18 protein-coding genes and 2 riboswitches are annotated in these 22,289 nt (G+C 61.7%); of the genes, 6 read left to right on the forward strand and 12 right to left on the reverse strand.

Translation table 11 applies throughout. From position 1 onward, the window contains the following. Positions 1-3: 3 nt before the first annotated feature. From ABGT66_RS01840 to ABGT66_RS01880, 9 genes are all read right to left on the reverse strand, one after another. Positions 4-456, reverse strand: coding sequence for a MarR family transcriptional regulator (locus tag ABGT66_RS01840; protein ID WP_346688438.1), 453 nt, complete (start codon positions 454-456; stop codon positions 4-6). A 222-nt stretch (positions 457-678) separates the two neighbouring features. Beyond that, the gene (locus tag ABGT66_RS01845) at positions 679-1,965 is read right to left on the reverse strand and encodes an adenylosuccinate synthase (RefSeq protein ID WP_346688439.1); all 1,287 of its coding nucleotides are present in this window, start codon (positions 1,963-1,965) and stop codon (positions 679-681) included. A 99-nt stretch (positions 1,966-2,064) separates the two neighbouring features. Continuing rightward, positions 2,065-2,316: a GIY-YIG nuclease family protein gene (locus ABGT66_RS01850; RefSeq protein WP_294192807.1), complete on the reverse strand. Its 252-nt coding sequence runs from the start codon at positions 2,314-2,316 to the stop codon at positions 2,065-2,067. After that, positions 2,313-2,654, reverse strand: a complete 342-nt coding sequence (locus tag ABGT66_RS01855) for a hypothetical protein (protein ID WP_346688441.1) — start codon at positions 2,652-2,654, stop codon at positions 2,313-2,315. Before ABGT66_RS01855 ends, ABGT66_RS01850 begins: the two co-directional genes overlap by 4 nt. Positions 2,655-2,704: 50 nt before the next feature. Continuing rightward, a complete protein-coding gene (gene glmS, locus ABGT66_RS01860) occupies positions 2,705-4,531 on the reverse strand; it encodes a glutamine--fructose-6-phosphate transaminase (isomerizing) (RefSeq protein ID WP_346688443.1) in 1,827 nt (608 codons plus the stop codon). A 106-nt stretch (positions 4,532-4,637) separates the two neighbouring features. Then, the gene (locus ABGT66_RS01865) at positions 4,638-5,657 is read right to left on the reverse strand and encodes an energy-coupling factor ABC transporter ATP-binding protein (RefSeq protein WP_346688445.1); all 1,020 of its coding nucleotides are present in this window, start codon (positions 5,655-5,657) and stop codon (positions 4,638-4,640) included. Between the two features lie 52 nt (positions 5,658-5,709). Further along, positions 5,710-6,549: a substrate-binding domain-containing protein gene (locus ABGT66_RS01870; RefSeq protein ID WP_300262449.1), complete on the reverse strand. Its 840-nt coding sequence runs from the start codon at positions 6,547-6,549 to the stop codon at positions 5,710-5,712. A gap of 40 nt (positions 6,550-6,589) precedes the next feature. Further along, entirely contained in the window at positions 6,590-7,285 is a 696-nt protein-coding gene (locus tag ABGT66_RS01875) for an ABC transporter permease (protein ID WP_346688447.1), read from the reverse strand. 67 nt (positions 7,286-7,352) lie between these two features. Next, entirely contained in the window at positions 7,353-8,204 is an 852-nt protein-coding gene (locus tag ABGT66_RS01880) for a substrate-binding domain-containing protein (protein ID WP_346688448.1), read from the reverse strand. Positions 8,205-8,292: 88 nt separating this feature from the next. Next, positions 8,293-8,410: riboswitch (molybdenum cofactor riboswitch) on the reverse strand. Positions 8,411-8,605: 195 nt separating this feature from the next. Then, positions 8,606-8,726, reverse strand: a riboswitch (molybdenum cofactor riboswitch). 160 nt (positions 8,727-8,886) lie between these two features. On the opposite strand from ABGT66_RS01880, the gene trkA reads away from it, so the two are divergent. The 3 genes from trkA to ABGT66_RS01895 all read left to right on the forward strand — a co-directional run bounded on the left by trkA (position 8,887) and on the right by ABGT66_RS01895 (position 13,631). Continuing rightward, positions 8,887-10,248, forward strand: a complete 1,362-nt coding sequence (gene trkA / locus ABGT66_RS01885; RefSeq protein ID WP_346688450.1) for a Trk system potassium transporter TrkA — start codon at positions 8,887-8,889, stop codon at positions 10,246-10,248. Between the two features lie 12 nt (positions 10,249-10,260). Further along, the gene (locus ABGT66_RS01890) at positions 10,261-11,712 is read left to right on the forward strand and encodes a potassium transporter TrkG (protein WP_346688452.1); all 1,452 of its coding nucleotides are present in this window, start codon (positions 10,261-10,263) and stop codon (positions 11,710-11,712) included. A gap of 197 nt (positions 11,713-11,909) precedes the next feature. After that, positions 11,910-13,631: an adenosylcobalamin-dependent ribonucleoside-diphosphate reductase gene (locus ABGT66_RS01895; protein ID WP_346688453.1), complete on the forward strand. Its 1,722-nt coding sequence runs from the start codon at positions 11,910-11,912 to the stop codon at positions 13,629-13,631. 97 nt (positions 13,632-13,728) lie between these two features. Here ABGT66_RS01895 and ABGT66_RS01900 read toward each other — a convergent pair whose 3' ends face one another. Continuing rightward, complete coding sequence (locus ABGT66_RS01900) at positions 13,729-14,586, reverse strand: DMT family transporter (RefSeq protein WP_346688455.1); 858 nt, start codon at positions 14,584-14,586, stop codon at positions 13,729-13,731. Between the two features lie 159 nt (positions 14,587-14,745). Here ABGT66_RS01900 and ABGT66_RS01905 point away from each other — a divergent pair, with 159 nt between their 5' ends. Further along, positions 14,746-15,330: a hydrolase gene (locus ABGT66_RS01905; RefSeq protein ID WP_346688457.1), complete on the forward strand. Its 585-nt coding sequence runs from the start codon at positions 14,746-14,748 to the stop codon at positions 15,328-15,330. Continuing rightward, positions 15,331-16,365 (forward strand): tRNA 2-thiouridine(34) synthase MnmA, encoded by a 1,035-nt coding sequence (mnmA, locus tag ABGT66_RS01910; RefSeq protein ID WP_346688459.1) that lies wholly within the window; start codon positions 15,331-15,333, stop codon positions 16,363-16,365. A 90-nt stretch (positions 16,366-16,455) separates the two neighbouring features. Here the strand turns inward: mnmA and ABGT66_RS01915 are convergent, their stop codons facing one another. Next, the gene (locus ABGT66_RS01915; RefSeq protein ID WP_346688461.1) at positions 16,456-18,639 is read right to left on the reverse strand and encodes a lectin like domain-containing protein; all 2,184 of its coding nucleotides are present in this window, start codon (positions 18,637-18,639) and stop codon (positions 16,456-16,458) included. Between the two features lie 262 nt (positions 18,640-18,901). Here ABGT66_RS01915 and dctP point away from each other — a divergent pair, with 262 nt between their 5' ends. Then, on the forward strand, positions 18,902-19,906 hold the full coding sequence (dctP, locus tag ABGT66_RS01920; protein WP_346688462.1) for a TRAP transporter substrate-binding protein DctP: 1,005 nt from the start codon (positions 18,902-18,904) through the stop codon (positions 19,904-19,906). Positions 19,907-20,206: 300 nt separating this feature from the next. Here the strand turns inward: dctP and ABGT66_RS01925 are convergent, their stop codons facing one another. Beyond that, positions 20,207-22,180, reverse strand: coding sequence for an FAD-dependent oxidoreductase (locus ABGT66_RS01925; protein ID WP_346688464.1), 1,974 nt, complete (start codon positions 22,178-22,180; stop codon positions 20,207-20,209). Between the last annotated feature and the right edge of the window lie 109 nt (positions 22,181-22,289).

Consider the following 22,289-nt stretch of genomic DNA (forward strand, 5'->3'; position numbering starts at 1 on the left):
CCGTCAGTCCTCCGTTTCCCTATTGACCAGCATTGCAAGATTTTTCGTGAACGTTCTGGAAAGGCCGACGAGCCGCTCCTGCTCGTCAGGCGTGAGCATGGCCATCGCCTCGTCCTCGGCGCGCGTGATGTGGCGGACGACATGGCCGCAGTATGCGCGCCCGGCATCCGTCATGCGGACGATTTTTATGCGCCTGTCGTCCGGTGCTTCGTCTACCGTGACGTAGCCCTGCGCCAGCAGATTTTTGACGATTAGGTTGACTGTCTGCTTCGACTGAAACGTGCGCCGGCATATATCCCTCTGCGTCATGCCCTCCTGCGCGTAGAAGAGGACGTTGACGACGAGCAGGGTCTTCATCATCATGCCGTGGCGCTTCGCGTACTCGTCGTAGAGCGCGAACTGCTCGTACCTGAATTTGCAGTAGAGGTATGCGTTCTTCTTGGCTTCCTTGTCCATCGCGCTCACTCCGTACATTTATTGATGGTCAATTACTTGACTATAATTCTATAAAAATGCGCCGGGCTGTCAAGCCGCGGCCCTTTCGCAAAATTTCCGCCGCTGTGCACGCGCGCGCGGCGCGGCGGAGGCTTGCGGATTTTTCCGCGCTCCCGCGCGCGCACGCAAAAAGGCCGCCACTTGGGCGGCCTTCGGTTCGTTTCGTAAATTGTGCGCCGCCGGCTAGAGTCCGCGGCGGATTGTGTCTTCGCGGCCCGCGCCGACGCCGATGAGGACGACGGGGACTTCCGCGTTGTCTTCGATGTATTTGACGTAGTCGCGCGCGGCCTGCGGCAGCTCGTCGAAGGTGCGGCACTTGGAGATGTCGCACTTCCAGCCGGGCAGCGTCGCGTAGACGGGCTTCGCCTTCGCGAGCTCTGCGCAGCTGCTCGGGAATGTCTTTCTGATTTTGCCGTCGATTTCGTAGGCGGTGCAGATTTTTATCTCGTCGAAGCCGTCGAGCACGTCGAGCTTCGTGAGCGCGAGGCCGTCAAGGCCGTTGACCTTGACCGCGTAGTCGACCGCGACGAGGTCGCACCAGCCGCAGCGGCGCGGACGTCCTGTCGTCGCGCCGAACTCGCCGCCTTTCTGACGCAGCTCTTCGCCGACCTCGCCCATCTCCTCGGTCGGGAAAGGACCTTCGCCGACGCGCGTGCAGTAGGCCTTCGCGACGCCTATCGAGCGGTCGATACGCGATGGACCGAAGCCGGAGCCGGTGCAGGCTCCGCCCGCGCAGGGGCTGGAGCTCGTGACGAAGGGGTAGGTGCCGTGGTCGATGTCGAGCAGCGTCGCCTGCGCGCCCTCGAAGAGGACGTTTCTGCCGCCGCGCACCGCTTCGTCGATTTCGAGGAAGGCGTCGCCGAGCATCGGCGCCATGCGGCGTCCCCAGGCGAGCGCCTTTTCGTATATTTCGTCGAAGTCGAGCGGCTCGGCTCCGTATATCTTCGTGAGTATGTCGTTTTTGATTTTAAGCGTGCGCGAGAGCTTGTCGCGCAGCACGTCGGGGTTGACGAGGTCTTCGGCGCGGATGCCTATGCGCTCGTATTTGTCGGCGTAGCACGGTCCGATGCCGCGGCCCGTCGTACCGATCTTCGTGCCTTCGGAGCGCGCTCCTTCGGCGAGTTTGTCTATTATTTTATGGTAGGGCATGACGATGTGCGCCGCGTGGCTGACGACGAGCTTCGCCGTTTTTTTGCCGCGCGCCGCGAGCCCGTCGAGTTCTTCGAAGAGCGTGTCGGGGTCGATGACGACGCCGTTGCCGATCACGCAGCTCTTGCCCGTGTAGAGTATGCCGGAGGGCAGCAGATGAAAGACGTATTTCTCGTTGTCCACGACGACGGTGTGTCCGGCGTTGGCTCCGCCCTGGTAGCGGACGACCACTCCGGCGTCCGCGGCGAGGACGTCTACGACGCGGCCCTTGCCTTCGTCGCCCCATTGCACTCCTATGACTATGTCAGTGCGTCCCTTCATTGCGATACACCTCTTTAAGCTGCCTTAATTTCATGGCCCTTACTATTAGGCCCAAACTTTGTTATTGTAATCAACGCGGCTTAAATTATCAAGCGCGCGTTAGGATATTTTACCTTCGCTTAACAGGAGCTTCTCTTCGCGCGAGAGCTTTTTTATCGCGGCCTCGCGGCTCATCGCCTCGCTTTTCGACGCGCACTCCTCGCTGTAGAGCAGCGTCACGGGCCTGCGCCCGCGCGTGTATTTCGCCCCGCGTCCCGCGTTGTGCGCCGCGAGACGCTTTTCTATGTCGTTGGTCCAGCCCGTGTAGAGGGTGCCGTCGGCGCAGAGCAGTATGTAGGCGCAGGGGGTCATATCGAAAACGCGCCGGGCGGCTCGGGCGCGAGCTCGTAGTACCAGTGCGGTATGAGGCCGAGACGCAGCAGCAGCGAGAGGAAGTCCCACAGGTCGTCAAGCCCGCGCACGGCGTCGTAGGCCTCGTACACCGCCGAGCCTATCCAGTAGGAGAGGCCGGTGAACGCCGAGAAGTGCGCGAGAAGCTCGAGCCAGTCGGAGCCGTCCCAATCGCGCACGACGCTGACGTCTGGCGCGTTAAGCTCAAAGGCCGGCGCGGGCGCGCAGCAGAGCGGCTGGAACGCGAGGAGGAGCGCGAGGATTATCGCTGCGATTTTTCTGCGTTGCGTAAAAATCATGGCTTTCCCATAAAAAGGGGCGGAGCAAAGCCCCGCCCGCAGGTTTTCGTTTATTCCACCGTGACGCTCTTCGCGAGGTTGCGCGGCATGTCTATATCGCAGCCGCGCTGGCGCGCGATGTAGTAGGCGAATAGCTGGAGCGGCACGACCGCAACGAAGGGGAAGAGCTCCGGCTCAGTCTCGGGCGTGAAGATGACGTTCTGCGTGTAGTGGCCGATTTCGGTATCGCCCTCGGTCGCGAGCGCGATTATCGGCGACTTGCGCGCCATCGACTCCTCGATGTTGGATATGGTCTTCTCCCAGAGGTCGTTCTTCGGCACGAGCGCGACGACGGGCAGCTCCTTGTCGAGCAGCGCTATCGGGCCGTGCTTCATCTCGCCTGCGGGATAGGCCTCGGCGTGGAGGTAGGATATTTCCTTGAGCTTGAGCGCGCCCTCGAGCGCCGGCGGGTAGGCTATGCCGCGGCCGATGAAGAAGAATCCGCGCGCGTCGGCGAAGTTGCGCGCGAGCGTCTCTATTTCCTTTTCGCGGTCGAGCATCGCGGCCTGTTTGCCGGGAATGTCCATGAGCGCAGAGACGAGGCGCTTTTCCGTGTTCGGGTCAAGCTCTCCGCGCAGCTTTGCGAGGTAAAGTCCGAGCAGTGTAAGTATCGTTATCTGCGCGGTGAATGTCTTAGTCGCGGCTACGCCTATTTCCGGCCCAGCCGGCGTGATGAGCGCGTCGCCGACCTCGCGGTGGATCGTCGAGCCGCGGACGTTCGTGATTACGAGGCACTTAGCGCCGCGCGCTTTAGCGAGACGCGCCGCGTGCAGCGTGTCCGCCGTCTCGCCGGACTGCGAGACGAATACGGCGAGCGTGTCGGGCCCCGACGGGATGTTCCTGTAGCGGTATTCCGACGCGACCTCCGTGCGGATTTCAAAATTGCCGAAGGTCTCCATTATATGCTGCGCGACTATCGTGGCGTAGTGCGACGTTCCGCAGGCGACGAAGTGGATGCGCTTCCACTGCGCGGCCTCCTCGGGAGTCCACGCGAGCTCGCGGCCGAGGTCGACCGCGTCGTCCGCGACGCGGCCCAGCAGCGTGTGCGCGACGACGTCGGGCTGTTCGTGAATTTCCTTGAGCATGAAGTGCGGGTATTTGCCGCGGTTCGTCATCGCGGCGTCCCAGTCGAGGTGCATCGAGGCCTTTTCGTGCTCGCGCCCCGAGAAGTCGAAGAATTTGCACCCTTCGCGGGTTATCTGCGCCATTTCGTCGTCGTCCATGAACCATACGTCGTGCGTGAACTCAAGCAGCGCGGTCGGGTCGGAGGCGCAGAAGCCCTCGTTCCCCGCGTGCCCGACGACGAGCGGCGAGCCCTTGCGCGCGACCCAGATTTCGCGCGGTTTGTCGTAGAACATGATGACGAGCGCGAAGGCGCCGCGGATGCGCGCCGTGAGCTTCACTATCGCTTCCTTCGGGTCTCCGTCGTAGACGTAGCCGAGGTACTGCACCGCGGACTCCGTGTCGGTCTCGGTGTGGAATTTAATGCCCTTTGATTCGAGCTCGGCGCGGATGTCGCGCGCGTTCTCGATGATGCCGTTATGGACGAGCACGACGCGGTCGTCGCTCGAAATATGCGGGTGCGCGTTGTTCTCCGTCACGCCGCCGTGCGTCGCCCAGCGCGTGTGGCCTATTCCGATGTCGCCCGTCAGCCCCGCAGCCGCGACCTTCTCCGCGAGCTGCGCGACGCGCCCGACGGTGCGAAGCTCGGAAATTCTGCCGTCCTTTATAACCGCTATGCCCGCGGAGTCGTAGCCGCGGTACTCATGCTTGGCGAGCCCTTCGAGAATTATCCTCGTCGTGTCCCTGTCGCCGACGTAACCCATAATTCCGCACATATATGATCATCCTTTCGCTGTCAGCAAAATGGTGGTTGTCGTGTCAATACCCACGTTATTTTATATCATGTTAACGCGCGGCGCGCAATTGCGGGCGCGCGCGGAATCAAAGCCAGCGAAGAGAAGAATATGAGAAGGAAAGAAAAATTTCCGAAGAGGGGCGCAGCGAGAGGCGGGCCGTATCTTCGGCCGAGAGGCGCGCCTTTACGACGCTGCCCGAAACGTCCGCGGAGAGCAGCACGGCTCCAGAGGCGCGCTCGAGCGCAAGCTGCGAAACCACGCCGCGCAGGACGTTCATATTTTCCGCACGCGGCGGCATTTCGACGGAAACTGTTATATCGGACGGGCTGAGCACGGCGGCGCGCGACGAAGCGCCGGGATAGGCGAACAGCGCCTGCCCGCCGGCGAAGGGGCGCGTCATGAAGCCGCCCTCGAGATGCCAGCCGCCGCGGAAGATGTTCTCCGCGCCCGTGCCCGCGACGCGGCCTCCGTAGAGGCTGACGACGTTCGACGCTATCTCGTAGAGCCACGCGGTGTCGTGCGTCGATACGATTACCGCCGCGCCGTATTCGCGCGAGGCGCGCACCGCGGCCTCCATCACGAGCTGCGCGCTCGCCTCGTCGACGTTCGCGGTCGGCTCGTCCAGGAGCAGCGCCTTCGGCCTCAGCGCAAGGCGCGCGGCGAGCGCGACGCGCTGCACCTCGCCGCCCGAAAGCCTGTACCACGGGCGCGAGGCAAACTCCTCGGGCGCGAGGCCGACCGCTTCGAGGCTCTCGCGCACGCGCGCATCGATGAGCCGCTTCTCCGCGCCGCGCAGCCGCAGGCCGTAGGCGACGTTCTCAAAGACCGAGCGCTTGAGCAGGTACGACTCCTGGAGCAGATAGGTGACCTCGCGCCGAATCTCGCGCTCGCGCCCAGCCGCGGGGCGTCCGTCGAAAATTATCTCGCCGGATGCCGGAATGAGGAAGGCGAGCACCTTCAGCAGCGTGGACTTGCCGCCGCCGTTCGGCCCGACGACGCCGGTGACGCAGCCCGCGTCTATGGAAAGCTCCGCGATGTCGAGGTTCGGGCGGCCTTTTTCGTAGCTCTGTCTGAGATTATGGATTTCGTAAAGCGGCGTGCTCATGTCGTGAAGCTGCGGGGCGGCGGGAAATCCCGCCGCCTCCGCCGCGCGGGAGTTATTTCCCGTGCTTCTTATTCCATTCGTCGGAGTTCGGGAAGAAGAGCGGCTCCCCGTACTGGTCGACCTTGAAATCCTTGATTATCGTCTGCGCCTCGTCGCCGCAGAGCCAGTCGACGAAGGCCACGACGTCCTTGTTGTTGACGTTCGGGAAGCGCTTCGGGCTCACTTCGATAGCCGCGATGAGGTTGAGCAGTATCGGGTCGCCCTCGACGAGCGGGACGATGTCGATTTTATTCTTCTTCGTGAGGTAGGTGGCGCGGTCCATCAGCGTGTAGGCTCCGCGGCGGTTCGTGAACTCCGTCGTGTGGCCGTTGCCGAGCTTGCCGAGCGAGAAGACCGTGTACCAGGCGTCCTTTTCGCCGTCCGGGGTGATTCCCGCAGCCTTCCAGACGTTCATCTCGGCGACGTGCGTGCCGGACATGTCGCCGCGGCTGACGAACTCGACGTCGGAGGCGGCGATTTTCTTAAACGCCTCGGCGGCGGACTTCATTCCCTTGATTCCCGCGGGGTCGTCCTTCGGGCCGAGGATTACGAAGTCGTTGTACATGATGTCGCGGCGGTTCTGCCCGTAGCCTTCGGCGATGAATTTATCCTCGAGAGCGCGCGCGTGGACGACGACCATGTCGAAGTCCCCGCCCTTCGCCTTTTCGAGCGTCGCGCCCGTTCCGGCCTTTTCGATGACGAATTCCGTCCCCGTCTTAGCCTTGAAGGTCTCGGCGAGCAGCGGGATTATGCCGGCGTCGACGGGGCCGATGGTGCTCGAGAGCTTTATCGTGCCCGCGAAGGCCGGAGAGCATATCAGAAGAGCGGCGAGAGCTATTGCAAACTTTTTCATAAGAAACACACCGTCCGTAATTTTATATTTTTTTGAAGCCTCAGTTCTGGCTCCTGCGGCGCAGGAAGGTCAGCGAAATGTTGAGAAGCAGCGAAATAAGTATGAGGATGACGCCGAGCGCTATGCCGAGCGCGAATTCGCCCTTGCCCGTCTCGAGCGTTATCGCCGTCGTTATCGTGCGCGTGTGCCATTTGATGTTGCCGCCGAGCATCATCGCCGAGCCGACCTCGCCGACGATGCGCCCGAAGGCCGTGAGCGCCGCGACGAGTATCATGAAGCGCGCCTCCCAGAGGCTCGTGAGCGCAAGACGCCCGCCCGACGCGCCGAGCGTCATGAGAGTCTGGCGCAGGCGGCTGTCGAGCCCTTCAATCGCCGCCGCCGTGTAGGCCGCGACTATCGGCGTGCCGAGTATCACCTGGCCTATCGCCATGCCGCGTACCGTGAAGAGCAGCTCCCAGTCGCCGAGCGGGCCGCGCCGCGAAATGAATGCGTAGACGAGCAGCCCGATGACGACGGTCGGAAGCGCGAGCAGCGTGTCCGTCACGGTGCGCACGGCGCGCTTTCCGGGAAAGTCGAAGTATCCTAGCAGAAAGCCCGTGGGAAGGCCGAAGAGCAGGACGCCCGCCATCGACAAGGCCGTGAGCTTGAAGGTGGTCACGACGATGACGGCCGTCTCCTCGTCCATCGTGAGGAGCATTCTGAAGGCCTGTATAAATCCCTCGGCTATGAAGTCCATGCGCGGCTGTCTCCGGATACGTTAAGACGCGCCGCGTGTGGGCGGCGCGTCCGCAAATTCTGCGATATTACTTCGCGGGGTCGGCGTCGGGGAAGAAGAGCTGCTTCCCTTCGAGCTTGAAGTTCGCGATGTCCTGCTGGACCTTCGGCGAGGTGATCCACTCGATGTACTTCACCGCGAGGTCGTGCTTCGCCTCGGGGTGCTTCTCGGGGTTGACCGCCATGACGCTGTACTTGTTGAGAAGCTCGGCGTCTCCCTCGCAGATGATGACGAGGCCCTCGCGTCCGTCGAGACCGGCGTCATACTTGATGAAGGTGCCGCGGTCGGTGAGCGCGTAGCCGCCCTGCTCCTCGGCGATGTTGATCGTCTTGAGCATTCCCTGGCCCGTCTGCACGTACCAAGCGGCCTTGTCGAAGTCCTTCACTCCGGCCTTGTCGAGGAGCTTGAGCTCGGCGGTGTGCGTGCCGGATTTGTCGGCGCGGCTGACGAGCTTCTGCTGCTTCTCGGCTATCGTCGCTATCGCTTCGATGACGGGCTTGCCCTTGACGCCCGCGGGGTCGTTAGCGGGGCCGATGAGGACGAAGTCGTTGTACATAACCTTGCGGCGGTCTACGCCGTAGCCCTCGGCCTCGAACTTGTCTTCCTGCGACGGGGCGTGCGTCAGCACGACGTCGACGTCGCCGTTGCGTCCGAACTCAAGAGCCTTGCCCGTTCCGACCGCGACCCACTGCACGTCGATGCCGGTGTCCTTGAGGCAGATCGGCGCGAGATAGTCGAGCAGTCCGGTGTCGTCGGTGCTCGTCGTCGTCGCCATACGGAGAACGGGCGCCTTGTCGGCCGCGGCCGCGAGCGAGGCGAAAGCCAGCACGCAGACCGCGAGCAGCAGCGCGATTAAAGAACCTTTTTTGTTGATACGCATGGGTATAAACCCCTCCTCGTGAGATTTATGCTGCGTCTACAGCCTTTATGTATCCGTCACGGAAAGAAGGGAGGCGGGTAAGGTACGGCCCGCGGCGCAAAGTCCCCTTTCCGCAGTGGGAGACGGCGACGTTTCCATCGCCGCCCTGACGTCCGGCGCTCATGGCGCAAGCTTTAGAAGGGCCGGATTCAGGGACGCAGGCGCTCGTTTTCCGAAAAGCGCGGACGAGAGCGCCCGTCGCGGCTATTGTACACTATTTAGCTCGTTTTGCGCCACAGTCGGGGACTAAAAAGAACAGAACCCGCGGCGGACGTTGGGGGCGTCCGCCGCGGGCGGAGAAAATTGTGTGATCCGCTGAAAAAAGAAAAAGACCGTCCTCTCGAGAGTACGGCCTTTGTAATATACAATGCAGCCGTTCGCCTTTCCGGAGGGAGGCCGCCGCGTTTCCGCCGTCGACCCTGTCGGCCTGGAGTCCGTAGGCTTTCACCCTTAGGCGCAGCAGGCTCGGAGAACCGTCCATATCCTTTGTCAGTGCTAAAATCTTACAACGAACGCGCGCGGATGGCAAGCGCCGCGCGCGCGCGTAAAAAATCGGTAAAACTGCGCTCCGTCAGAATTTGCAATAAACTGAAAATATCTTATACTGTACCGCACATATCTGCCGAAAAGGGAGAGATTGGCTTTGCGCATCGTAATAGTCGGAGCGGGAGAGGTCGGATACAGCGTAGCGAGGAACCTCTCGGCTGACGGTCACGACATCGTAATAGTCGAAGAAGACGAAGAGCGCGCGGCGCAGGCCGAAGAGACGCTCGACGTAATGGTGGTGAACGGCAACGGCGCGCGGCCCAGCGTGCTCGCGAAGGCGGGGATAACGGGCAAAAAGTCCGACGTCATGATGCTCATCGCCTGCACCAACAGGGACGAGGTCAACCTCATGGCCTGCTGGATAGCGAAGCGCTCGGGCGTGCCGCACGTGATAGCGCGCGCGGTCGGCCTCGAGTTCACAGACAACGAAAGCTGGGCGAACGACCTCGGCATCGACATGCTCGTGTCGCCGGAGCGTTCCGTCGCGAAGGATATAGAAGAGCTGCTCGAAGTGCGCGCGGCTCTGCACACAACGGAAATAGCGGGAGGGCGCGCCGGCATATACCTCTTCCGCGTCGCTCAGGACTCGCCGCTCTGCGGCCTTCCTTTATATGAAATACGCAAACGCAACCCCAAAATGATAATGCTCGTCGTCTGGGTCAAGAGCGGCGAGGACTCCTTCGTCCCGAAGGCATCCTACGCGCTGCAGCCCGGCGACCTCTGCTACACGATGTGCTACCGCTCGCAGATTCTCGAAATCGAGCGCCTCTTCCAGCCCGCGAAGTCGAAGCGGCTGAAGCGCGTATTCATCATCGGCGCGGGAAAGATCGGACATCAGACGGCGGAAAGGCTGCTCGCGCACATACGCGGCATCGACCTGCGCATCGTCGACGAGGACCGCGCGAAGTGCGAGAAGTTCGCGGGCGAGCTGCCGCGCGCGATGATTTTATGCGGCAACGGCGCGGACGCGGAATTCCTTAAATCCGAGGGCATAACGGACGCCGACGGCTGCGTCGCCGCGACGGAGCACGACGAGACGAACCTCATGCTCGCGGTACTCGCGAAGACGCTCGGCGTATCGAAGAGCATCGCCGTCGTGCGCAACCACAACTACCTCGGCATGACGAACCACATCCCCGTGGACGCGATAGTGAACCGCAACCAGACGCTCGCCGACGTGATAACGCGCAGCGTCCGCTACCCCGGAACGTCGAACGTCCTCACAGTCCTCGAGGAGATAAGCGCCGAGGCCGTGGAGACGACCGTCGCCTCCGGCTCGACGGCCGACGGTAAAAAGCTGATGGAGCTGACGATGCCGGAGGGCTCGCTCATCGGACTGCTCGACCGCGGCGGCGAGATGCTGATACCGACGGGGCAGACGGAGCTCCGGGGCGGGGACAAGATAATAATCTTCGGCACTGCCGCCTCGATGGAAGCGGCGCTCGCGATTTTCGGATAGGGGCGCGCCGTCTTGAATTACGCGATAGTCGCCAAGTTTCTGGCAATGATAACTTTCACGGTCACGGTTTCGATGGGCTTTCCGTTCATCTGGGCCGTGGCTGACGGTACGCGCGACATCAAAGCGTTCCTGCTTTCCGCGCTCGCGGGTCTCGCGCTGTCGGGCCTCCTCGCGCTCGCGGGACGCGGCGCGAACCGCGGCAGCATGGGTGCGCGCGAGGCTATCGCATGCGTCACGCTCGCGTGGATAGCCGCTTCGTTCGTCGGCTGCCTTCCATACATATTCGACGGCACGATACCCTCTTTCACCGACGCATATTTCGAGGCGATGTCCGGCTTCACGACGACGGGAGCATCCGTCATCCGCGAGATGGAGCCCGTGCCGCGCGGCATACTGATGTGGCGCGCGACGACGCACTGGCTCGGCGGCATGGGAATAGTCGTCCTCGTCATCGCGATGCTCCCGCTGCTCGGCGGCAACATGACCTACCTCTTCAAGGCCGAAAGCCCGGGCCCGACGCTCGAGAAGGTCAGCCCGCGCATCACCGAGATGGCGACGACGCTGTGGAAAATCTACGTCGGCATCACAATCGTCGGCGTCGTCCTGCTCATGGCGGGAGACATGAATTTCTACAACGCGATAGCGCATTCCTTCGCCGCCGTATCGACGGGAGGATTCTCGACGCACACCGCGAGCGTCGCGCACTACGACTCAGCATACCTCGACTACGTGCTCCTCTTCCTGATGTTCGCCTGCGGCGCGAACTTCACGCTGCATTTCGCGGCGCTGCGCGCGCGCACTCTGAAGCCCTACAAGGAGCCCGAGTTCCTCTTCTACACCGGCGTCGTCGTCATAGCGACGGCGCTCATCTGCGCGCACCTGCTCTGGGAAGGCGTCTACACGAGCTTCTGGGACGCGCTGCGCTTCAGCTCCTTCCAGGTCGTCAGCGTCATAACGACGACGGGCTTCATCACGGCTGACTACGCGCAGTGGCCATACTTCACGCAGCTCGTGCTGCTCGCGATAATGATGATAGGCGGCTGCGCCGGCTCGACGGCGGGCGCTATCAAATGCGTGCGCTTCCAGATAGTCATAAAGGCGGCCTTCGGCGAGCTCAAGAAGCTCGTCCACCCGAACGCCGTCGTAGTTGTGCGCCAGGGAGAGAAGGCGGTCAGCCCGCAGATGGTCTCCGCCGCCTCGTGCTTCATCGCGATCTACTTCATGATATGGGGCCTCTCCGCCATCGCGGTCAGCCTCACCGGCAACGACATAGTCACCTCAATCAGCGCCGTCTCCGCGACGCTGAGCAACGTCGGCCCCGGGCTCGCGGACGTCGGCCCTGTGGAGAACTTCGCCGACCAGGCGCCCTTCGCGAAGTGGGTCTACACCTTCGACATGCTCTGCGGCAGGCTTGAGATATACACGCTGCTCGCGCTCTTCACGCGCAGCCTGTGGCGTAAGTAGCGCGCTCCGCGCACATCTTATCCACACAGTTAATCACACTATGGATAGTGTTTGGTGGATAAGATGTCAATATATCTAGTGTCCTCAACCTTCTCAAAATAAAAAATTATGATATGATAAATGAGCCGGGCGGGCGGTACGCTCCGGCTCGTTTAATTAAAAATACCCGCCAGCATAATAATTGGAGGTTCTCAATTATGCTTATAAAGCCTGCGTTCAGCCCATCAGCGAAGGATATTCTGCGCGACCGTTACCTGTGGCGCGACGAGAACAGAAACCCCGTGGAGAAACCCGAAGAGATGCTCGTCCGCGTCGCGAAGAACGTCGCGGCGGCGGAGCGCACGCTCGCGGAGCAGTATAAATGGACCGACGAGTTCTACGAAATTATGGCGACTCTGCGCTTCCTGCCGAACAGCCCGACGCTGATGAACGCGGGACGCCCCGCGCCGCACGGACAGCTCGCGGCCTGCTTCGTCATCGGCATCGAAGACTCTATGGAAAGCATATGCGAGGCGCTGCGCAAGCAGATGCTCATACACAAGAGCGGCGGCGGCACGGGCTTCAACTTCTCGAAGCTCCGCCGCGAGGGCGCGAAGGTCAACTCGACCAACGGCCGCGCCTCCGGCCCCGTCTCGTTCATGGGGCTCTTCGACAAGGCGACCGAGACCGTCCAGCAGGGCGGCATGCGCCGCGGCGCGAACATGGGGATACTCAACATCGACCACCCCGACATCAGGAAATTCATCCACTGCAAGGACAAGGACGGCACGATAACGAACTTCAACATCTCCGTCGGCGTCTTCGACGATTTCATGGAAAAGGCCGTCGCCGACCCGCACGGCGAAGAGGCGGCGCTGCTTGAGGAAATCGCCGACTCCGCGTGGCGCACCGGCGACCCGGGGATAATCTTCCTCGACGCGATAAACCGCGGCAACACGACGCCGAACCTCGGCGAACTCATGAGCACGAACCCCTGCGGCGAGTCCCCGCTCTACCCGAACGAGGCCTGCAACCTCGGCTCGATAAACATCGCCTCGATGGTCAAGGACGGGAAATTCGACTTCGAAACGCTGAAGCAGGTCACGGCCGTCGCGACGCGCTTCCTCGACGACGTAATCGACGTCAACCACTACCCGCTGCCCGAGATAGCGGAGGCCGTAAAGCTCACGCGCAAGATCGGCCTCGGAGTCATGGGCTGGGCCGACCTGCTCTTCCAGCTCCGCATAGCCTACGACAGCGAGGAAGCCTACGCGCTCGCCGCTGAGATAATGGGGACCATACAGAACACCGCGCACGAGACCTCGGTCGCGCTCGGCAAGGAAAAGGGAATCCCGGAGCCGCTCGCGCACCTCGGACGCCGCAACGCGACGCTCACCTGCATCGCGCCGACCGGCACGATAGCTCTGCTCGCGAACTGCTCGTCGGGCATCGAGCCGCTCTTCGCGCTCGAGCACACGCGCGTCCGCACGCAGATAGACGGCACGAAGGTCGTCATGAAGCAGCGCAACCGCTGGTACGAGCAGGCCATCAAGGAAGGGCTGCCTGAGGACGTTATGAAAAAGGTCTTCGTAACCTCGCACGACGTTACGCCGACCGCGCACGTAAGAACGCAGGGTGTCTTCCAGCGCTACACCGACCTCGCAGTCTCCAAGACGGTCAACCTGCGCCACGAGTGCTGCGTCCGCGACGTGCTCGACGCCTACATCCTCGCCTGGAAAGAGGGCTGCAAGGGCATCACCGTCTACCGCGACGGCTCGAAGTCGAGCCAGGTCCTCTACCGCAAGGAAGACGAGAAGAAAGCCGAGTCGCTGACGGAGAGCGCGAACGTCCCGAAAGAGGCCGAGCCCGTCCCCGTAATGGCCGGAGCCCCCGCCGCCGCGCCGAGATTCCGCTTCGTTCTGAAAAGGCCGAAGGACTAGAAAATTTACGAAACGAACATAAGAGCCCGCCTCTCGCGCAAGAGGCGGGCTCTTTTCGTACCTTTATGCCGGCGCGGAAGCCTGCTCCGCGGCCGCGTTATTTTTTCTTCCTCAGCGCGGGGACGGCTTCTACTATTATTACGCCCGCGAAGATGAGCGCGGAGGCTATGAAGATGCGCCAGGTCATCGGCTCGCCGATGAAGACGACGCCGAGCAGGCTGCCGAAGATGCCGGAGGTGGAGAGCAGTATCGCGACGTGCGTCGGGCTTGTGAATTTCTGCGCCGCGGTCTGGAGGACGAGCGTCAGCGCACAGCCGATCGTGCCCGCGTAAATCACGGCGAGCCACGCCGCGCGTCCGATTTCCGCGGGCACGGGCTCGAAGGCGAGCGCGCAGATGGCCGAGCATATCATCGTGCCCGCGGCCTGCCAGCACGCTAGGCCGCAGGCGTCCTCGCCCGCTACGAATTTTTCGACGAGCAGAATGTAGCCCGTGATGCAGAGCATGGCGAAGGCGGAGAGCGCGTCGCCGGGGTTCACTCGGAAGTTACCGTCGAGCATCAGGCCGCATAGCCCCGCGAGGCAGAGCGCGACCGAGACCATGACGTGCCAGCCAGGGAATTTTTTCGTAAGGAACCAGACGCAGAGCGGAACGAAGACGACGGACATCGAGACGATGAAGGACTGGTTGCCCGCCGTAGTGTAGAGCAGGCCGACCGCGCCCGAGAGATAGGCGAGGCTGAAGACGACGCCGGTCAGCATACCGCGGACCTTCGCACGCCGCGTCATCGCGAAGGCGCGCCGTCCGAATAGGAGCATCAGCGCCGCGGAGGCGACGACGAAGCGCAGGAAGCAGAACCAGAAGGGCGTGATGCCGTCGAGCGCGTCGCGTATCACGACGTTCGTCAGCCCCCATATGAAGGCGACGAGAAGCACCGCCAAGTCCCCTACCACCATCGCTCTGCGCTTTGCGTCCATCCCCGCGCCCCGCTTTCGTGAAATATCTGTGAAACAAAATTATTTTACAGCAAAGCCGCGCGGCGCGAAATATCGCCGTTTGCGCGCGCGCGCGGAAAAATCTATAATTATCGGCATGATACAAACGGAGGGATAATCATGGCTGAAATCACGAGAGAGGCGGCCCTCGGGCTGCTTCGGAAATACAACAAGGAAGAGTTCCATCTGCTGCACGCGCTGACGGTCGAGGCTGTCATGCGCTGGTACGCGAACGACCTCGGGTACGCCGCCGAGGCGGACCACTGGGCGGCGGTCGGCCTGCTGCACGACGTGGACTTCGAGCAGTTCCCCGACCAGCACTGCAAGAAAGCGCCGGAGCTTCTGCGCGAAATCGGCGTGGACGACGGCTTCATCAACTCCGTATGCAGCCACGGCTACGGCCCCTGCTCGGACATAAAGCCGGAGCACCTCATGGAAAAGGTTCTCTTCGCCTCGGACGAACTGACCGGCCTCATCTGGGCCGCCGCGCTGATGCGCCCGTCGAAGAGCGTCTCGGACATGGAGCTCAAGAGCCTCAAGAAAAAATACAAGGACAAGAAATTCGCCGCGGGCTGCTCGCGCGAGGTCATAGCGCAGGGCGCGGAGATGCTCGGCTGGCCGCTCGACGAGCTGCTCGAAAAGACGCTCGAAGCGATGCGCGCCGCGGAGCCTGCGGTCGCGGCGGAAATGGAGAGCATGAAGTAATTGGCGCGTAAGGTCCTTACGGCTATGAGCGGCGGGGTGGACAGCTCCGTCGCCGCTTTTTTAATAAAGGAAGGCGCGGACGAGTGCGCGGGGGCCATCATGCGCCTGCTCGCCCAGAGCGCCGAGGAAGAGGCCGCGCGCGAGGTAGCCGCGCGCCTCGGCATACCGTTCCACGTGTTCCCGCTCGAAGCAGAATTTCGCGAAAACGTCATAAAGCCCTTCATAGAAGCCTATCGCGCGGGGCTGACGCCGAACCCGTGCGTCGAGTGCAACAGGACGATGAAGTTCGGAAAATTTCTCGAGCTTGCGCAGAGCCTGGGCATGAGCCACATCGCTACGGGCCATTACGCCGTTATAGAGCGCGGCGCGGCCTCCGGGCGCTGGCTGCTGCGCCGCGGCGCGGACGAAAAAAAGGACCAGAGCTACGTGCTCTGGACGCTGACGCAGGAGCAGCTCTCGCGCACGCTTCTGCCGCTCGGCGCGCTCAGCAAGGCCGAGGCGCGCGAGATAGCCGAGGCGCAGGGCTTTACCAACGCGCATAAAAAAGAGAGCCAGGATATATGCTTCGTCCCCGACGGAGACCACGCGGCCTTTATCCGAGAAACGACGGGCCGCGCCGACGCGCCGGGCAAGTTCGTAGACGAATCGGGCCGCGCCATAGGCGAGCACAGGGGGCTGACGCGCTACACCGTCGGCCAGCGCCGCGGCCTCGGCCTCTCGCTGCGCGAGCCGCTCTATGTGCGCGCCAAAGACGCGGCGAGCAACACAGTGACGCTCTGCCCCGAAAGCGGCCTCTATTCAAAGACGCTCACCGCCTCGCGCGCGAACATCATAGCCGTCGGGAAACTCGACCGCCCCATGCGCCTGCGCGCAAAAATACGCTACCGCGCCGCGGAGCAGCCCGCGACCGTCGAGCAGCTCTCCGATGATAAATTAAGGATAGAGTTCGACGAGCCGCAGCGCGCCGTGACGCCGGGCCAGTCCGTCGTGCTCTACGACGGCGATTACGTAGTGGGCGGCGGCGTGATAGACTAGCGCGGCGCGGAAATTTAGCTGAAAATTAAAAGCCCGGCCTCCCGAACGATTTTACGCGGGAGGCCGGACTTATGCTCTTCTGCGAGATTTTTATTTCGTTTTCTTCTTCAGCGCGAGTGGGACGACGGCGAGAAGCGCGAGCGCTCCCCATCCCGCGGAGCAGCCGCCGCCGGAGCCTCCGTGCGGCGCGGGCTTTGCGCTGTCCTTTACGTCGGCTATCGTGATTATCGCTTCGGAGAAGTAGTCGTCGAGCGCGTCTACAGTGAAGGTCAGCGTCTGCGCTTCGTATTCGGCGCGGAAGGCGTGATACTGTTCGTCGTAGTTGTGCCATATTATGACGTACGGCACGCCTTCAAAGTACATCTCCTCCGCCAGTTTTATCGTGAACGATGCTGAGCCGCCGCCGTGTTCCACGCTCATGGAGAACGCGCCGAGCAGCGCGACGTTTTCATGCGGCGCTATGCCTTCGACGGTTTCCGTTTCGAGCGCGGAAATCACTCCGTCTTGCGCATCGTCGTTCGCAGTATCTGAAATCATCGACGCGGACGCTTCGGCAGCTCCTCCCGATACCGTCACATCGCCCGTTACGCTTACTGGAGAGTCGGACGCCGTGTATATGCGTTCGCCGAAGGCTTTGAGGCATACGCTGAGGCTGTACGCTTCTTCGGATTCTCCGATTTCCTTTGCGTCGTAGAAATTTACACCGTCGACGGAGAACCACCCTTCGCCCGGATTCGAAGTCGCGTTTTCATAATTGCCGACAGCGTATTCCGTCGGAATCGTGGCAATGGTGCAGTCGCCGCCGGGGCTGACCGCTCGAACGACGACGGAGAACTTCGTTCCGGCGGCGACTTCAGCCGGGTCATCGAGCGTCACCGTATTGTAGCCCGGCACGAGCGAATCCGCCGCCCCCGTCCATGCGAGACGCCCGCTTACCGGCGAATCTCCGGAACAGCCGGTGTAAACGCTGATTTCGTAGCTTATGCGTTCGTCTGCGACGTAGAATGCGACCGCGTCTATCGCGTCGCTGCTTTTCGCAGTGAAAATATTTGCGAAGTACTGTACATCTTTAGCGCCGCCGACGCTGGGGAACAGCGTGTCCAGAGAGTACCATCCGACGCAGCCGAGGTCGTCGTACTGGTAGACATTTTCTCCTTCGCGCGCCTTTTCCGTGTCGTAGACGACGCCGTCGCAGAGCGTGCCCTCTTCGTATGAGACATAGAAGTATCCTTCGTCGCCCCACGCGCCCCAGCTGTTGCGCACTATCCACGCGCCGTCTTTCTCAGGCTTATTGTTGCCAAAATCATCTTTTGAGAACTCGTCGTCCCAGCCGACTATCGTGACTGCGTGGTCCGTCCCGACGTCTACGCCGTACTGAAGCCCGGAGTAATAGGCGCTCGTTTCGCGGTTGAACGTCTTATCGCTGTACCCGGTCATGTTATCGTTGTATATGGCGTTTATATATATCCCGACGGAGACCGCGCCGTACTCCACAATCGCGCGCTTTATCATTTCGCGCCGTTCTGCGGAGAGCTGGACTTCGAAAGCCCCGTTGTCTCCGAGGTAGTAAGCTCCCGTAAGTTTGTAGTCGCGCGCAGCCGGCTCCGGCGCATAGACCGCGCTGTAGTCCCCGCCGGCGCTCGATATGTCGGGCGCTTTCGCCGTCGTGACGGAACCCGTGCCGCGCGAGAGCAGCGCGACGGACTTCCAGTCGTTTCCGCCCACCATGTAATACGGCTCTCCTGACGAATTGGCGAAGCACACCATGTCTTTCCACGGGTTGAGCGCGTAATATGTGATGTACCACTCCGAGAGGTCTATGTCCGTCCCCGCCAACCCTTTCTTTATAAGGTTCGACTCGGTCGCGGCCGTCGCGCTGTATGTCCAGCAGTTGTTGAAGTACGTCTGGTCTCTGACCGGCGGCATCTCTTCGCGCAGGTCGTAACTCGCAGGCAGAGTCTCGGAAACGCCGTCCGCCGCGGAGCGCATGCGCGCGCCTTCCGTCCCCGACGCGGACTCTGCTTTAACGGGCAGGCTCCACGTCCTGCCCGCGAGGTGCGACCAGCTGAGCGGCGAAGGGACGTAGCCCGACATGTGCGATTTGCCGGCGCCGTTAGAGGCGAGGCTCCTTGCGCCGATTTCCGCCGTTTTATTTTCGTTCATATATTCGACGTACGCCGGATTCAGCTGAGAAACGGCGGCCTCCGTGCGCACCGGCGCGAACAGCGACGCAGTGAGCATAAGAACGGCGAGCACTCTGATATTTTTCGTCATGCTTTCAACTATCCTTTCCAACTCCCGTTTCCGGGAACTTTATATCCATTCTGCATTATAATCTCTCACGCGCGCTGGAACAACCGCGCGCAAAAATTTTACGCCGCAGAAAGCGCGCTATGGCGCGGCACCAAAATTCATGTTAAAATGGAAGAGAACTTTATTGAACCAATCTGCGGAGTGTAAAAACATTTGTACAATTCGTGGAAAAATAAAACTGGCGTCAAATCAACACCAATATAGAAAAGGAGAGGTCTTTGTTATGAGAAATCTCAAAGGTTTATTATCCGCCCTTCTGCTCCTTGTTTTCATCGCGCCATGCGCCGAGGCCGCCGATATCACGCTGCGCTTCGCGGGACAGTTCCCCGACGGGCATTACGCGACGAAGCTGATGCGCGACATCGCGGGCGGCGTCAACCAGCGCACGAACGGAAGGATAGCGATAGAGGTCTACCCCGCCAACAAACTCGGCGACTATACGCTCGTATACGAAGATCTCATGAAGGGCAAAGTGGACATGGCGCTCATCACGAACTCCGGACAGTTCGACCCGCGCCTCGAGCTCCCCAACCTCAACGTATTCCCGAGCTACGAGAGCGCCGCGAAGGACTTCGCTCCCGACAGCTGGCTCGCGAAGAGGATATCCGAATACAACACGCGCCTCGGCGTCAAATTCCTCGGCTTCCACGTTGAGGGCATGACCGGCATCGCGTCGACGAAGAAGATAAAGAACCCGCTTGACCCTAACTCGAACAAAGGCGTGCTCGCGCGCGTGCCGCTTACGACCGTCTATCCTGAGATAATCAGGTCGCAGGGCTACAGAACCGTCTCGCTGCCCTACGCGGGACTCGCCGCGGCGGTGCAGGAGGACTCCTGCGACGCGGTGACGGGCATATCCACCGGGGCCGCGGCGACGGACCTCGCTGGCGTCGTGAAATACTGGTACAACCTCAACTACACTATCGAGACGCTCTCCTATCTCATGAGCGCCGACACGTGGGACAAGCTGCGCGAGGACGATCTTGCGATAATCTACTCCGAGGTGGCGAAGGCCTCTAAGCGCTCGCTTGAAACGGCGCGTCAGAACGACGAGATGAACCTCGAGCGCATGAAGAAGAGCGGCATAAAGGTCTTCACCTACACGGAAAAAGAGCTCGCCCCCGCGCGCGAAGCCGTCCTCGAACACATGAAGGTGCTCGAACCGACGATAGGCAAGGGGCTTATGGGAGACGCGCTGAAGCATTTCGAAAAGGGCAAGGCGAAGTAAGCAAAGCCGAAAAATCAAGAGAAGCCGTCCCAGCCGGGGCGGCTTTCTTTATAGTCGCTTAACTTTTTCAGAGAAACGGCTACCACGTCATGCCGCGCTCCGACGCGGCATCCAGAGTCGTTAAATACCGTAACGCACCGGAATTTGAAGTCGCTAGATTCCGCGTCAAGCGCGGAATGACGATTAACGGACGTTTTCTTAAAAGTTGAATGCGTATACAAATAAAACCCCGCCGCGCCTCCGCATGCCAAAAAGCAGGCTAGGCTGCGGCGGGGTTCGTTATTTCACTCTTTCGCCAGACTACTTCCTTAGCAGCATCAGTTCGCCGACAGCAGCGGCGAGACGTCCCTTCGTCAGGACTTCGTCGCCCGTGCATTTTTCAAGCAGCGGCGCTAGCGTCTCGCGCTCGTCCTTGAAAAGCTCGGCGAGCCACTCGCCGAACTCGCCGGCCGTCACCGTGTCGAGCGCCTCGCGCGGCGGGAACTCCATGCGTCCGAAGGCGCGGCGCATCGCGTCGCGCACCTCGAGCCAGTGCATCTCGTTGTCGACGCCGTATATTACGTCGGAGGCCGGGTCGAGGTAGCCGTAGAGCATCGAGAGCTCGACGCCCTTCCACCAGACCGAGTCCTGCGGCACGTCGTCGAAGCGGTAGAGCGAGAGCCTATCGCGCGCGTCGAGCAGCGGCGACTGCACCTCAATAGCGCGCACCTCGCGCGGCTGCTTCTCCCCGTGCACGGCGACCGCGGCGAGCGCGCCGGCCGCCTGCCCCGTGAGCATCGTCACGGGCTGGAGGCGCGTCGAGCCGTTGACTATGCGCGAAACGGATATGTTCTTCTCCGCCGCGAGCAGGCCGTCGACCTTCTCCGGTATCAGCGCGCCCATCGGTATCTGGAATAGGCCGCCCTTCCATTCCGTGTCGGGCGGTATCATCGCCGCGTCCTCGTCGAGATCGCGGTCGAGGAATTCCTTGTCGCGCAGGCCGTGTATATCAGTCGGGTACTCGCCGAGCGCAATCGCGTTCGGCTTCGTCTCGAGCGTGCGCCCGAGTTTCATGTCGCGCAGCACGTCCTTGACCGTCATCGTCTCGACGCCCGCGACGCGGCGGCTCTCGCGTATATACGGGAACGGCGGGAAGTGGCGCAGTATCGGCTCGAAAGCCTCCGGCATCTCGTCCCATTCGCGCCAGCCGTTGCCGAACCAGCCGCCGTAGCCCTGCCTGTCGTCTACAGACCAGTCCGTCATGCCGAGCTCGTTCTGCATGTAGAATAGGAAGCAGAGCGTCTTCGCCATAGCCTCGCGGTCCATTTCAAGGCGGTACTCCTTGTCCTCAAGATACCGGACCGGCATGCCGTCGAGGCCGTCCTTCCCGTGCGGGTAGTCATTCGCCCAGTTCACGGCGCTGCGCGTAATCAGCGGCCACGTCTCCGCGCGTCCGCCGTCTATCAGCGGGCTCGCGGGGTTGGAAATGTCGGGCATCCCCCTGTAGGCCTTGAATACGTTCGGATTGAAAGGCGCTTCGCCGGGCCAGCTGTCGCCGCCCAGCGCTATAATCTCACGGAAGCGCGGCGCGTACTCCTCGTAGCCGGGCGGCCTGCGCGTGAAGCGCAGCTCCTCCGGCACGCCCTCGGGATAGCGGCGTATCACGGCGACGTAGGTGATGTCCTGGATGACGCCGTCCATCTCTCCCGAAGAGTCGCCGTGGCCCGCGCGGTAGCGCGCGCCTGTCAGCGGGATGAAGTCCCCCGCCTCCGTCGCGTCGATGAACACCTTCGCGCGCAGCTCTATCCTCTCCCCGCCGCGCTCGACGACGGCGGCGCGCACCGCCCCGTCCTTCATCTTCGCCTCGAGCACGCGCGTCTCCATAAAGAGCGAAATTTCGCCCGCCTCGCGCATCATGTCGAGAAGCGTCCGCTGAATAACCCACGGCTCGAAGGCGAAGGTGTCCGAGCCCCAGTAGCAGGTGTTCACGGGCGTCTCGCGCGCCTCGTAATAGGCCGAGGCGCGGCGCAGGAACTCGCCGTAGACGCCGGTGCGCGTGCGGCGCACGTCGTCCATCGTCGAGACGCCGCCGCCCGTCATCTGCCCTCCGACCCAGTCGGACTCCTCGACGACAGCGACCTCCATTCCGAGCCGCGCCGCCTGAATCGCCGCCGCGCTGCCGCCGCAGCCCGCGCCTATCACGGCGACGTCGAACTCCATCACGCGCGGCTCCTCCGCTGACGCCGGGAACGCCGCGAGGACGAGCGCGAGAAATGCGAAAATTATCTTCTTCATCAAGATTCCCCCAAAGCTGTATAGCCTCGCAAAAACTTTTTGATTATACTATACAAACCGTAAGTTATACATAACTTTGACAAATTACGTAAAAAGCATAAAGGGGCGA

Origin of the sequence: uncultured Cloacibacillus sp., from assembly GCF_963926575.1 — a bacterium.
GTDB classification, from domain to species: domain Bacteria; phylum Synergistota; class Synergistia; order Synergistales; family Synergistaceae; genus Caccocola; species Caccocola faecigallinarum.

Excerpts from the sequence above, each read along its gene's own strand:
- ABGT66_RS01895 (WP_346688453.1), top strand. The coding sequence starts at position 11,910 with ATGCTTATAAAGCCTGCGTTCAGCCCATCAGCGAAGGATATTCTGCGC.
- ABGT66_RS01875 (WP_346688447.1), bottom strand. The coding sequence starts at position 7,285 with ATGGACTTCATAGCCGAGGGATTTATACAGGCCTTCAGAATGCTCCTC.
- ABGT66_RS01855 (WP_346688441.1), bottom strand. The coding sequence starts at position 2,654 with ATGATTTTTACGCAACGCAGAAAAATCGCAGCGATAATCCTCGCGCTC.
- ABGT66_RS01880 (WP_346688448.1), bottom strand. The coding sequence starts at position 8,204 with ATGCGTATCAACAAAAAAGGTTCTTTAATCGCGCTGCTGCTCGCGGTC.
- ABGT66_RS01870 (WP_300262449.1), bottom strand. The coding sequence starts at position 6,549 with ATGAAAAAGTTTGCAATAGCTCTCGCCGCTCTTCTGATATGCTCTCCG.
- glmS (WP_346688443.1), bottom strand. The coding sequence starts at position 4,531 with ATGTGCGGAATTATGGGTTACGTCGGCGACAGGGACACGACGAGGATA.
- ABGT66_RS01845 (WP_346688439.1), bottom strand. The coding sequence starts at position 1,965 with ATGAAGGGACGCACTGACATAGTCATAGGAGTGCAATGGGGCGACGAA.
- dctP (WP_346688462.1), top strand. The coding sequence starts at position 18,902 with ATGAGAAATCTCAAAGGTTTATTATCCGCCCTTCTGCTCCTTGTTTTC.
- ABGT66_RS01905 (WP_346688457.1), top strand. The coding sequence starts at position 14,746 with ATGGCTGAAATCACGAGAGAGGCGGCCCTCGGGCTGCTTCGGAAATAC.
- ABGT66_RS01925 (WP_346688464.1), bottom strand. The coding sequence starts at position 22,180 with ATGAAGAAGATAATTTTCGCATTTCTCGCGCTCGTCCTCGCGGCGTTC.
- ABGT66_RS01850 (WP_294192807.1), bottom strand. The coding sequence starts at position 2,316 with ATGACCCCCTGCGCCTACATACTGCTCTGCGCCGACGGCACCCTCTAC.
- ABGT66_RS01865 (WP_346688445.1), bottom strand. The coding sequence starts at position 5,657 with ATGAGCACGCCGCTTTACGAAATCCATAATCTCAGACAGAGCTACGAA.
- ABGT66_RS01915 (WP_346688461.1), bottom strand. The coding sequence starts at position 18,639 with ATGACGAAAAATATCAGAGTGCTCGCCGTTCTTATGCTCACTGCGTCG.
- ABGT66_RS01840 (WP_346688438.1), bottom strand. The coding sequence starts at position 456 with ATGGACAAGGAAGCCAAGAAGAACGCATACCTCTACTGCAAATTCAGG.
- ABGT66_RS01900 (WP_346688455.1), bottom strand. The coding sequence starts at position 14,586 with ATGGTGGTAGGGGACTTGGCGGTGCTTCTCGTCGCCTTCATATGGGGG.